Source organism: Pseudomonas sp. (assembly GCF_026224925.1).
GTDB lineage: Bacteria > Pseudomonadota > Gammaproteobacteria > Pseudomonadales > Pseudomonadaceae > Aquipseudomonas.
Map to the genome: position 1 here is coordinate 1 of NZ_JAMFRV010000346.1, position 13,085 is coordinate 13,085.

11 protein-coding genes are annotated in these 13,085 nt (G+C 57.4%); all 11 read left to right on the forward strand.

Features of this window, described 5'->3' with window-relative positions; translation table 11 throughout:
- The coding region (locus tag M0974_RS15100) for a flavin reductase (RefSeq protein WP_297838154.1) at positions 1–843 on the forward strand (843 nt) is incomplete at its 5' end.
- Positions 840–1,772 (forward strand): fumarylacetoacetate hydrolase family protein, encoded by a 933-nt coding sequence (locus tag M0974_RS15105; protein ID WP_297838157.1) that lies wholly within the window; start codon positions 840–842, stop codon positions 1,770–1,772. The genes M0974_RS15100 and M0974_RS15105, both read left to right, overlap by 4 nt.
- 49 nt (positions 1,773–1,821) lie before the next feature.
- Positions 1,822–2,436 carry a glutathione S-transferase N-terminal domain-containing protein gene (locus M0974_RS15110; protein ID WP_297838160.1) on the forward strand — a complete coding sequence of 205 codons (615 nt, stop codon included), beginning with the start codon at positions 1,822–1,824 and terminating at the stop codon, positions 2,434–2,436.
- A 16-nt stretch (positions 2,437–2,452) separates the two neighbouring features.
- Positions 2,453–3,355 (forward strand): LysR family transcriptional regulator, encoded by a 903-nt coding sequence (locus tag M0974_RS15115; RefSeq protein WP_297838162.1) that lies wholly within the window; start codon positions 2,453–2,455, stop codon positions 3,353–3,355.
- Positions 3,356–3,920: 565 nt separating this feature from the next.
- On the forward strand, positions 3,921–5,600 hold the full coding sequence (locus tag M0974_RS15120) for a DUF1302 family protein (protein ID WP_297838163.1): 1,680 nt from the start codon (positions 3,921–3,923) through the stop codon (positions 5,598–5,600).
- 11 nt (positions 5,601–5,611) lie between these two features.
- Positions 5,612–6,979 carry a DUF1329 domain-containing protein gene (locus M0974_RS15125; RefSeq protein WP_297838165.1) on the forward strand — a complete coding sequence of 456 codons (1,368 nt, stop codon included), beginning with the start codon at positions 5,612–5,614 and terminating at the stop codon, positions 6,977–6,979.
- Positions 6,980–7,019: 40 nt separating this feature from the next.
- On the forward strand, positions 7,020–8,129 hold the full coding sequence (locus M0974_RS15130; RefSeq protein ID WP_297838166.1) for a YCF48-related protein: 1,110 nt from the start codon (positions 7,020–7,022) through the stop codon (positions 8,127–8,129).
- 51 nt (positions 8,130–8,180) lie between these two features.
- A complete protein-coding gene (locus tag M0974_RS15135; RefSeq protein WP_297838168.1) occupies positions 8,181–10,655 on the forward strand; it encodes an MMPL family transporter in 2,475 nt (824 codons plus the stop codon).
- Entirely contained in the window at positions 10,652–11,992 is a 1,341-nt protein-coding gene (locus M0974_RS15140; protein ID WP_297838171.1) for an MFS transporter, read from the forward strand. Before M0974_RS15135 ends, M0974_RS15140 begins: the two co-directional genes overlap by 4 nt.
- A 95-nt stretch (positions 11,993–12,087) precedes the next feature.
- Positions 12,088–12,561, forward strand: coding sequence for a VOC family protein (locus M0974_RS15145; RefSeq protein ID WP_297838173.1), 474 nt, complete (start codon positions 12,088–12,090; stop codon positions 12,559–12,561).
- 69 nt (positions 12,562–12,630) lie between these two features.
- The coding region (locus M0974_RS15150; RefSeq protein ID WP_297838176.1) for a nuclear transport factor 2 family protein at positions 12,631–13,085 on the forward strand (455 nt) is incomplete at its 3' end.

The following is a 13,085-nucleotide window of genomic DNA, read 5'->3' on the forward strand; positions in this document are numbered from 1 at the left end:
GGGCCAGGCGGCGTGGACATCGGTTTGACCGCCAACAGCTTTTCCTCGGTGTCGCTGGACCCACCGATGGTGCTCTGGAGCCTGGCGCGGACATCCTTGAATATGGATGCTTTTCGCAACAGCGGGCATTTTGCCGTGCATATCCTCTCGGCGGATCAGGAGGCACTTTCGGGGCGCTTTGCGAGCAAGGGCATCGACCGGTTCGAGGGGCTTGCGCTTGATCGCGGACCGGACGGTATCCCGATGCTGAAGGAGTGCATGGCCCGGTTCGCCTGCAAGCTGGCGTATCAATACGAGGGTGGGGATCACGTCATCTTCGTCGGCGAGATTGTCGATTTCAGTCATTCTGCGCGCAAGCCCCTGGTCTTCCACGGCGGGCGCTATGGAATGTTGTTGCCTAAACAAACTGTTACCTCGGCTGATGAGTTCAGCAACCTCACACCCGATGATTTGCTGTATCAGGTCTCCAACGCCTACTTCCAGACCCGGCAGACCGTGATTGAAAAACTTCAATCCCGGCAGTGGACGGCCGAAGAGTACGCGGTGCTTAGCATCATTGGCCGTGAGGACGGCCTGTGCGTGCCGGAGATCGTTGCGCGCAGCGAAAAAGTCCGCGGTCAGGGGATTTCCTCGGCAATTGTGCAGAAGCTCATCGAACGTGGGTTGCTACACGAGGTCGACTCAAGCGAAGGACCCGTGGCTATCCGCTTGACCCCTGAGGGCCGTCTTGCGGTCCTGGAACTGATCGCCATCCGCAAGTCGAGCGAGGCTGATGTTCAGGGCAATCTGGACCCGAGCGAAGTGCAACTGCTCAAGCACCTGCTGGCAAGGCTCGACGCATGAAAATCGCACGCTATCAATCTACTGCGGGGCCCGAGCGGCTCGGGATCGTCAGCTCCGTGTCGGGCCGTGAGCTGCTCGTTGATGTGGCCAAGGCTGCCGCTGTCCGTGGCGGCCCAGGCACACCCGTGTCGGCAATGGCCCTGATCGAGGGCGGCGCAGCGGCGATGGACGCCACACGAGAGTTGCTCACTTGGGCAGCGGATCGCCAGGACCCCATCTGGATGGATGACCCGAGCTGCGTTGAGTGGTTGACGCCTGTGCCAGCGAGGTCGATGTTCTGCGCAGGCCGCAACTTCGGGCGGCACAAGATGGAGTCGATGAAGGGCGATACCGCCAACGCCAGCAAGCTGCACAGTGACTTCCCGACCGGCTTCGTTAAGCTCGGGCGCACCTTGGTCCCCCACAAAAGCCAGGTGAAGCGGCCCGACGACGTGCTCGATTTCGACTACGAAGTCGAGATCGCCCTGGTGTTGGGCAAGGCGATTGATGCGCGCAGCGACATCGATCCTGCCAGCGCGATCTTCGGCTACACCATTTTCAACGACCTGTCGGCGCGGGAGTGGCAGCTTCGCGAAATGCAGAACGGCATGATTATGCTGGGGAAAAACTTCCCTGGCTTTGGACCGATCGGCCCCTACATTCTTACTGCAGACGACGTGCCGGATCCCGATGGCTTGGTGCTGTGGCTGAAGGTCAATGGGCAATTGCGCCAGCACTCCGACTGTCGCGATCTGATCTTTGGTTTTCCGGAAATGGTGGAGTTCTGGTCGCGTTTCGGCCTGGTCCCCGGCGATCTGATCAGCACGGGTACGCCCGAAGGCGTCGCATTGCACCACAAGCCCGATCCACACGATTGGTATCTCAAGCCTGGCGATCGGGTGGAAGCGGGCGTGGACGGTATCGGTGTCTTGGAAACGTTCATCGTGTAGCAACCACCGTCCCCATCCCTCCATCCCCCCATCACTTATGGAGCGTTTTATGAAACTGTATTTTTTGCCGGGTGCCTGCCAGATCGGAATTCATGCCTTGCTCGCTGAAATTGGCCAGCCGTTCGAGATCGAGAAGGCGGCCCGTCCGGGAACGCCGGAGTTCGAGGCGTACACGCAGATCAATCCCAAGGGCAAAGTCCCGGCGCTGATTCGCGATGACGGATCGCTGCTCACCGAGTTTCCAGTGATCGCGCTCTATCTCGCCCGCACGAATCCCGAAAGAGAGCTGATCCCGACGGATATCGAAGGCGAGATTCGCGTGTTGGAAATGCTCGAATATTTGGTATCTACCGTGCACATGCAAGGCTACACTCGCGCTCGCCGGCCGGAGAAATTCACGCCGAGCGAATCAGACCACGCGGCTGTAAGGGCGCAGGGCCTGAAAATATTCCAGGCCGGTCTCGACCGGGCAGAACGACAGATCAACGGCAAAGACTGGTTATTCGAGACAATGACCATCGCGGACTTTGCACTTTTCTATCTCGAGCACTGGTGTGTGCTCAATGGAATCGGCTCGTTAGGTCCAAGTTGTCAGGCGCACCACGACCGCCTATGGTCGAAGGTCGAAATTCGTCGCGCCGTCGAGTCTGAACTCATCACCTAATACTGGGCGCTGCACAATGGACATGCTGTTGAAGTTGAAGGCTTTCGTCGTGACCGCCGACACCGGTAATTTCTCAGCCGCCGCGCGCACTTTGTATACCTCACCCTCGGTCATCATGAAGCGGGTTGACGAGCTCGAGTGGGATTTCAAGACGATCTTCTTCGACCGCTCAACCCGGCGATTGACGCTGACCGATACGGGTCAAAGCTACCTTATCCATGCACGACAACTGCTCCGGTCTTACAACGACATGGCCAGCGGTGCGATTTTGAGCCCCGGCAGCATCGAAGGCCCGATCAGGGTCAAGGCCCCAGCCGTTCTTATCCGCCAGGGCCTTGGTGATCTATTCACCACATACCGCGCCGAGAACCCGCTGATCCAACTGGAAATCATTGCGTCTGACAGGGGGGGCAATCCAGCGGAGGAGGGCTTCGATATCTCGGTTGGGATGGATCAAATGGCCTATTCAGACGTCGTAGAGCAGGTTATACGGCCCTTTCCCCGGCTGATGTGCGCGGCCCCTGCCTATCTCTCCAGGTGTGATGCGCTGCTGCATCCCCGCGACCTGATCAATCACCCCTGTCTCACGTTTTCCATAGCCGGTTCCATCTGGGGGTTCAACTCGCCAGAGGGGCGCATAGAAGTGGACGTGCGCCCCGTCCTCATCACCAATGATGAAGGCTATCTGTGCGCGGCCGCCCGCGATGGCCATGGGATTGTCCAGCTGGCACTGCCGATTGTTGCCGATGCCCTGCAGGCCGGGGAACTTGCTCCTGTGCTGGAGGAGTTCTCGTTGGTAGAACGCTGGGTGAAAATTATGGTGCCGGCTGCGCGACTGGAACTGACGCGGGTCAAGCTTCTGTTCGACAGAATGGCAATGCACCTGGCCTCCGGCGGCGACATTGTTACGGCGCCCTGAGCGCGCTTCCCGTCACTCTCATCCACTCGGTCAACACCTCCACGTGTGAGCTACGCCCAGTCTTAATGCGTTGCAACAGCGCACTGGGCACGTAGGTGTCGGCATCCATTCCAGCGGCGGTTTTTCCAATCGTACTGATGCCCTCTTTGGGTTAATCGGGCGTATGGATGATCGCGCGTTCTCGGTCGAAAAGCCGGGTCATTGCTCCCGCCACCCGGATAACCAGAGCGCTCGCTTTACCATCAAATATCCGGCTGCGGTGCAGCGGGATTTATCATTATCCGCGCTGGAAAGTGGCTGCATATACTCGGGCCAACACAGATGCACAGTCAGGGCTGAGTGAGTATAGGGAATCAAACTTTCAAGCTGGAACTCTGTGTTGTCAGCACTACGATCCGCTCGTCCATGAATTTAAGCCGGTACCACACAAGTCATGGGAGGCATTTCTTGTAGGTCGTTCTAACTGGCCGATGTTCATGTTACTGGGCAGTTCAGCAATCGGAGTTCATGCGTCACACAATCTCTCTAGGTAAGAATGATGCAAATAATAAAAATAAGATTTGCAGTGCCGCAAGACAAGTTGTACCGCCAAAGCATTCGATCCGTGGTTGTCGCCACCAGTCTTATGACGGCTGGCTACTCATTGGCCGCGCCGATCGATGTGGGCAATCCCGACATCAACTTGCGCTGGGATAACACGGTCAAGTACTCCGCAGGCATGCGTGTCGGCGGCCAGGATGACAAACTCAGCCAGAACGCTCCCCCTCCTGCGGGTGGCGGAGCCGGCCCCGCGGCGCTTAACGGTAACGACGGCGACCTTAACTTCAAGCGCGGTAGTCTCACCTCTAATCGATTCGATTTGTTGTCCGAGATGGACGTGACCTATCGCAACGATTTCGGCGCGCGCGTCAGCGCGGCAGCCTGGTATGACGACGTCTATAACCACGATAACGACAACAACTCGCCGGGGACCAACAACTCGCTGTCGGTGCCGCACAACGAATTTACCCATGACACGCGCGATCTGGAAGGCCGCAAGGCTGAGCTTCTGGACGCGTTCGTCTTCGGTGGCGCGGACGTCGGCACAGCCCGCGTAAGCGGCCGCTTGGGTAGGCATTCGGTGCTTTGGGGCGAGAGCCTGTTCTTCGGCTCCAACGCCATTGCCGGCACTCAGTCTCCGGTGGATGCGATCAAGGCGTCCTCGGTGCCAGGATCGACCACCAAAGAAATCATCATGCCGGTGGGCCAATTCTCGGGCCAAATCCAGTTTTCGCCAGCGCTGACCCTGATTGGTTACTACCAATATGATTGGGAGGCTACCCGCCTGCCCGCAGCCGGCAGCTACTTTTCGGCAAATGACTTCTTGGGCGAAGGCGGCGAGCGTATCCTCTTCGCGCCCGGTGTACCCAATGGTTTGGCGCGCGCTTCAGATATCAAAGGCAGCGATCATGGCCAGTATGGTTTGGGCTTGCGCTCTCAGTTGGGCGAGTGGGGACTTGGCCTCTATGCTATCCGTTACAACGCCAAGACGCCTACGCTTTATTCCCGACCTGGACCGACCGGCATTCCCGGCGCCGAGGCGGGGTTCTATCAGTGGGTTTATCCGGAGGACGTTAAGGCGTTTGGTGTCAGTGCCACCACTACTGTGGGTTCGGTCAACTACGCCGGTGAAATCTCTGTACGTCGCGATACGCCACTGACCAGCCTGCCGGTGGCTGTTGGGACTGCTGAGGCGGACAACAACCACCACACGTTTTATGCCATCGGCAATACGGCCCATGCCAACGTGAACATGATTTGGACGATGCCGCGCAACTTCATGTCCGACGAACCGTCGTTCAGCATGGAAGTGGCCTATAACCAGCTGACCAGTTGCACCAGCAACTGCAGTGCCATGGACCCAGGCCTGGATCGACGCGCGGAAGCCATGCGTTTTTTATATGCGATACCGCAGCGCAACGTGATGGACGGCCTGGACCTTACGCCATCCGTCACCGCGGGCTACAACCACGGCAAGTCACCCGTGGTGATCATGGGGCCTAACAAGGGCGGGGACATGACCTTCATGCTGGCAGGCAACTACCTGACCGTTTGGGACTTCACCATGGCCTACACCCACTACTACGGCGCAGAAGACACCGGCACGTATTCGTCCACAAATCCCAGCTTAAACGGCACGTACACCTTCGCCCAGACGTTGAAAGATCGTGATTTCGTCTCAGTATCGCTGAAGCGCACCTTTTAAGGGACAATGACATGACCATTTCCACTCGCTTGACCCTGTTGGCCTTGGCGTGCGCCGCACTGGTGGCGCCGATGGCCCAGGCCGCTGTTACGGCTCAAGAAGCAGCCCAACTCAAGTCCACGCTGACCCCGATGGGCGCAGAACGTGCCGCCAACAAGGATGGAACAATTCCAGCGTGGGACGGAGGCTATCCGTTTGATGCTTCGTACACCTCGCCGGCGATTCCAGACCTGTTCGCTAAGGACAAGCCGCTGTTCACCATCACGGCGCATAACGAAAAGCAGTATGCGGACAACCTGACCGACGGCACTGTCGCTCTGTTGGAGAAGTTCTCGAACTTCAAGGTTGAGGTTTTCCCAACCCGGCGTACCGCGGCGGCTCCCCAATGGGTCTATGACAACACCTTTGCGAACGCCACCCGTGCAACGATCGATCCTAGTGGCGTACTCGGTCCTTTCCCCAAGGACGCCTACGGCGGCATCCCGTTCCCGATCCCGAAGACTGGCGAAGAGGCCATCTGGAACCATCTGCTGAGATGGACCACCCCCGGCTACACAACGACGCCTAGCCTGGCGCGCATAACCCCGGAGGGCAAAATTATCCCGGTATCGCAGAACGTCGCCAGGAGCACGTTTCCGTACTACGACCCAAAAGGCAATCTGGAAAGTTGGAAAGCCGCTGGTTCCAACATAAAGTTCGTGCGGGTTGACGCGTCCGGCCCACCCATCCACGCCGGCGAGATTACGCTCCAGCGTGTCAATATCGATGACAACGAGTCCAAAACCTGGACGTACCTGACCGGCCAGCGACGTGTTCGCCGTCTGCCGCTGACCTGCTGCGACGTGCCTAGCCCGGTAGCCGGCGGCATCCTCAACTTTGACGAGACTGAGGTGTACTCCAATTCCATCGGTCGTTATGACTGGAAGCTGGAAGGCAAGCGTGAAATTTACGTGCCGTACAACACCAACAGTTACCACCAGGCGGCGTCACTCGATCAGTTGATGACGGCAGGCACCGTGAATCCTGATTTCTTGCGATTCGAGAAGCATCGGGTGTGGGTGGTAGAGGCCACGCTCAAGCAAGACCAGCGTCATGTGGTTCCACACCTGCGTTTGTATCTTGATGAAGACACCTGGATCGCTGTCGCCGGCGAGCGTTATGACGCTCAGGGGAAAATCTGGAAGGTGACTTTTAACTTTCCAACAGTGTTCCCAGGGGGGCCAGGCACGATCGTGGCAGGCTACATGTCCTACGACCTGATCGGCGGTGGTTACTTCGCGACCGCTTATTTCCCTCAAAAAACACAAGTCGACTTAAAGGCCGACTTGCCTCTCCGGCTCTTCACCCCTGAAGCGCTTTCTGGAGAAGGCGTACGTTAAAACTGTATCTCGCTGCACTTTGAACCCTGATGAGATAAGTATGAATAACAATAACAATAACAACAACAATGAAGGCTTCGATGGGTCGCGTCGTCGGCTGTTGCTAGTGGGGATGGGCCTGGGTCTGCAGGCCTTGCTGACCCCCACCGCAGCGTCCGCCGCAGCAGCCTTGATCGGGCCGCTGGACCAACCTGCCGCTATGACTCTCCGGGCCGCACATGCTGTTCTGACCCGGGTGGTTCTGGCCGGTGATCGGCTGGTGGCGATGGGTGAGCGCGGCCTGGTCGTGCTCTCTGACGACGGTGGACTACAGTGGCGCCAGGCCCGCGTGCCGGTCAGCGTGACCCTGACATCGGCGAGCTTCGCCGATGCCCGTGAGGGTTGGATCGCTGGCCACAGTGGTGTTGTTCTTCATACCTCTGACGGGGGTGAAAACTGGGCTGTACAGACCGATGGGGTGGCTCTCGCCAAGGCATCCCTGGCCCAGGCCCAGGGCTTGCCTGACACCGACGCCGACCGCGAACGCAGCATCCAGGAGGCCCAGCGTCTGGTGGATGACGGCGCAGACAAGCCCTTGCTATCGATTTGCTTTGCCGACGCTCAACGCGGGATGGTGGTTGGCGCTTTCGGCTTGGCCGCTGCCACTGACGACGGCGGCAAGACATGGACGCCTTGCCGGAATCGCCTGCCCAATCCCATGAGTTTTCACCTGTACTCGATTGCCCGCCATGACAAGACTTGGGTGGTTGCCGGAGAACAGGGGGTGCTGATGCGCAGCATCGACGATGGCAATAGCTACGAATCTCTGACTTCGCCTTCCGAACGCACCTTGTTCACCGCCACGCCCACGCAAAAGGGAGGGTTTGTGTGCGCCGGCCTGTTGGGTGCTGCTTGCCGCATCGATCCGGGCAGCACAACCGTTGCTTCGATCCAGTTGCCGGCGCCATTGACGATTCTGTCTTGCGTCGAACTGCACGATGGTGGGGTGATGCTGTTGGCCGAAGGCGGACGACTCCTTGTAAGCCATGACGGTGGTGTTCACTTCACCGAGCAGCAGCTCCCACGGCGCGAGCCTCTGACCTCGCTGGTTCAAACCGCGGACGGTGGTCTTGTTGCAACCAGCCTGGCCGGGGTTGCCAGGCTTGGCTGACGACACCCATTTCCACGATCACGCGACGCACCACACAACGAGTCCAACGACATGACCACTGTGACACCACCCTCGAACACGGCCTGCCGGCTCGAAGACTTTGATCCGCGCTCGGGCTCCCGGCTCGAACGCGCCGTTTTCAACCACCGCATCTTGGTGCTGCTGCTGTGCGCGTTGGTCACGATCATGCTCGGCGTCAGCGCGTTGAGCCTCAAGCTCAATTCCAGCTTTGAAAAGACTATTCCGACGAGCCACCCGTACATCACGAATTACCTGGAACACAAGAAAGAACTCACCGGCCTGGGTAACTCGGTGCGCATCGCGATAGAAGCACGCAAGGGCAACGTCTACACCGCGAGCTATCTAGAGACGCTGCGCCAGATCAACGACGCTGTTTTCATGTTGCCGGGTGTGGACCGGGCGTTCATGAAGTCACTGTGGACACCCAACGTCCGCTGGACAGCGGTGACCGCGGAAGGCCTGGACGGCGGACAGGTTATCCCGCCGCACTATGACGGCTCGCCTGCCAAGATTGAGGAGCTGCGCATGAACGTGCAGCGCTCGGGCGAAATAGGGCAATTGATTGCGGTTAACGGCGGCTCCAGCGTGATCCAGGTGCCGCTGTTGGAGCATGATACTTCCGGCAAGCCGCTGGACTACGCAGACCTGTCCAAGCAGTTGGAACAGATCCGCGCCAAGTACAGCAATGACGAGGTGGCCATTCACATCACCGGATTTGCCAAGCTGTCCGGCGACCTCATGGATGGCATGCATGAGGTGATCGGCTTCTTCTTCATCGCTTTGGTCATCTGTGCAGGGATGGTGTTTTTGTACAATCGCGACGTGATCAGCACTTCACTGGTGGTGATTACCTCGTTGACCGGCGTGCTGTGGCAGCTAGGCTTGCTGCCGTTGCTGGGGTATTCGCTGAACCCCTATTCCATGCTGGTGCCCTTCCTCATCTTCGCCATTGGTATTAGCCATGGCGCCCAGAAAATGAACGGCATCCTGCAGGACATCGGGCGCGGAACGCACCGCTATGTCGCGGCCCGCTACACCTTCAGGCGCCTGTTCCTGGCCGGCCTGACCGCGCTGCTGGCTGACGCCGTAGGCTTTGCGGTGCTGCTGATGATCGACATCCCAGTCATCCGCGAACTGGCCATCGCCGCCAGCCTGGGCGTGTTGGTGCTGGTGATTTCCAACCTGATTCTGCTGCCCGTGCTCTTGAGCTACGTGGGTGTGAGCCGTAAAGCAGCCGAGAGGGCAGTGCGCCGGGAATCGGCCACCGCGGCCGGGGAGAGCAGTGCCTTCTTTATCTGGCTGGTCCGCTTCACCGAGACACGACGCGCCACGCTGGCGATAGCCACGGCGGCGGTTCTGGCGGTGGTGGGCGTTGCCGTCGGCACCCAGTTGAAGGTCGGAGACCTCGACCCCGGAGCTCCGGAACTGCAAGCAGACTCGCGTTACAACCGCGACGTGAGCTATCTGACGAATAACTACGGTGCCAGCAATGACCTCTTCGCCATCATGGTCAAAACATCCGAGGGCAACTGCAGTCAGTACGATGTGCTGCGCCGGGTCGACCAGCTCGAATGGGAGCTGATGGATCTACCCGGTGTGGAGTCCACTCAATCTATTGCGCGGCTGCAACGGCGCCTGATGGTGGGTATGAGCGAGGGTAGTCCGCTGTGGTACGACTTGCCGAGCAACCAGAACATGCTCAACACCATTACCGCCAGGGCGCCGCGTGAACTGTACAACGAAGAATGCAACCTGCTGACGGTGTACGCCTACCTGCGTGACCACCGCGCCGAGACCCTGCAGCAGGTGGTCGACCTTGTCGAACGCTTCGCCAAGAAAAACAATGACAAGGACGCTACCTTCCTGCTGGCGGCCGGCTCGGCGGGGATCGACGCCACCACCAACATCGTGGTGCACAAGGCCTGGTATCAGATGTTGTTCATGGTCTATGGGGCGGTGGCGCTGCTGTGCTTCATCACCTTCCGCTCTTGGCGGGCGGTGCTGGTGGCCATGCTGCCGCTGATGCTCACGTCCATTTTGGCCGAGGCATTAATGGTGGGCCTGGGGATGGGCATAAAGGTTGCGACCCTGCCGGTGATTGCGCTTGGCGTGGGCATAGGGGTGGATTACGCGCTGTATGTGCTGAGCGTGACCCTGGCACGCATGCGCGCAGGTGCCACTTTGAAACAGGCCTACGCCACCGCTTTGCAGTTCACCGGCCGGGTGGTGCTGCTGACCGGTGTAACCCTGGCGGCAGCGGTCGCGACCTGGCATTTCTCCAGCATCAAGTTTCAGGCTGACATGGGACTGCTGCTGGCATTCATGTTCTTGTGGAACATGCTCGGTGCGTTGGTATTGATACCTGCCCTGGCGCGTTTTCTGTTGCCCAGCGCACCTGAAGGCTCAATCGTCGAGGCAACCGATGCCGCGGCCCAGGCTGAAGGATCAGCTTCCATCACCCCTAGTCATACTGACAAATTGGTGTACGAGAGATGCATGCCATGACTAATTTAATGAGCGCGCAAATAGCGGGCAGACCTCAAGTCAACGTCACGCAAGTCATTGACGGTGGAAAATTCAACTCTTTCAGCTTGCAAGTGGCGATGATCTGCTTTCTTGCGATTGTATTTGACGGTATCGACAGCGCGCTATTCGGTACGTTGCTTCCGGTAATTATGGCCGATATGAAAATGGGCCCTGCCGAGGCCGGGATTTTGGCTAGCGTTGGGCATATTGGCGCCGTAGGCGGCGCCATCATCTTTGGCGTGGCGGCCGATGCAATTGGCCGCAAGCGGATGATGCTCATCGGCATGACTGTCTTCATTATATTTACTGCAGCCTGCGGCCTGGCTCAGGGAGTCGTCGATTTCGCGATCTACCGCTTCATCGCTGGTTTTGGTCTAGCCGGCATCGTCCCGATTGCTGTGGCGCTGGTGTTCGAATATACGCCAGGCAAGTGGAAGGCGATGGTTTCCAGTATCTCCTATACGGGCATCTCAGTGGGTGTTCTGTTATCTGCGCTGGTTTCGATCGCTTTACTGTCCACTGTCGGATGGAGGGCGATATTGCTCGGGACCATCGTTGGCATCGTGCTGGTCCCCATTGCTTTTGGGTGGTTGCCTGAGTCGATGTCGATTTTGGTTAAAAAGGGCAAAAATGAACGCGTTCGTAAGATATTAATGAAGGCTGATCCAAGGTTTGTTTTCGCCATCAACCATGACTACATTCTGAATGAGCCGTCTGCTTCCAAGGTGCCTCTGAAACGGCTGTTTCAAGACGGATATGCGCGCAACACGCTGTTTTTGGGTATGGGAATGCTCTGCATCATGATGGTTGCCGTCACCCTGACAACCTGGATTGTGCAATTGATGGTTCAGCGAGGGTACTCGCTAACCACAGGTGTCAGTTTCATCTTTGTATTCACCTGCAGCAATTTCATATCCACGCCGTTGGCCGGGTGGCTGTCAGGCAGAATGGGTTACAAGAAAGTGTTTGCCATTTACATGCCCATTCTGTTTGTTTCGATATCACTGATTGGCGTCATTCAAGATCCGGTTGCCGCGTTGATCTGCATGTTCTTTGCCGGATTTGCTGCAATGGGAGCCACATGCATTTTATTACCCTACGTCGGGTCGCTATATCCCATGAGCTTTCGTTCATCCGCGATGGGCGTGGTTTACGCCATTGGCCGGGTCGGTCCCATCATTGGGCCCGCCATAGCTGGCCTCATGCTTGCTGCGGGAACCAGTGTGCCGATCATCCTGGTTTGCATGGCAGCTCCTAGTCTAGTTGCCCTGGTCGCTTTTCTACTGGTGAAAGAGAGTCCGTTGCAGGGTATTTAGCAGCAATAACTTTGCAGCTTTAATACTGGATTGCTTGCCTATTCAATATGGGCATAAGTTTAATTTTTCACACAACCTAAAATAAAGGAAAGATCATGGATCGCTATATCAATCGTTTGTTTCACGTATGTATCACCGTTGCCGATATCGATGCGGCACTTGAGTTTTACTGTGGCGTGCTCGGGCTTGAATCTATCGGTAAACTGCGCCACGAAAAGGCGCCCGGTGAAATACTCGGCTTTCCTAATCAAATAATTGAAATTCATGCTGACCACCTTGTCGGCAAAGACAAGGAAAATGCGACTGTTATCGATCTGATCGAGTTTGTGTCGCCTAAAACTGTCGTCAATAAAGCATCCTCGGCGCCCTTGAACCATGCCGGTATCAACCGTATGGCTTTCGGTGTTGACAGTACCGATGCCATCCATGAGAAGCTGAAGACGCGTGGTGACATCGTTTTCCTTTGCGAGCCGCAAATTGTCATCGCTCCAACTGGCGGAAAATTTAAAATCCTGACGTTCAAAGACCCCTTCGACAACATCCTGGAAGTCATTGAGTACTGCAAGTAGTTAGTAATTTGTATAAAAGAAGCCATTTGGATGCGGTTTTTCTTACTCTGACAAACCGGAGAGTTTTAAATGAGTGTTACTCAAGATAAATCTGAAATTATTGAAGTCATCAACCTCTATGGCGTTGCGCTTGACGGTCACGCTTGGGACTTGCTGGACGACGTATTTACCGAGGATGCCCATGCTGACTTCGGGCCCGCAGGGGCTGTCTGGAAGTCTGTGGGTGCGCTGAAGTTCGCCTTCAAGGACTTTCACGAAACGCTGACCAATCACATGCACACGATGACGGGTTCTTGCGTTCACGTTGACGGCGACGCGGCCTATGCACTGACGTATGGCGATTGGCTCCTTTCGCGCGACTCAGCAGTGGGCGGTCCTGACTGGGTTGGCCGTGGCTGGTATGACGATGTACTGGTCCGTACTGATAAGGGCTGGCGCATCAGCAGTCGCGTTTGCCGACTGATTTCATGGACAGGCAACCCGCTTGTTCCTGAGCCGGCGTTCGAACAGCACCCGGTGATGAC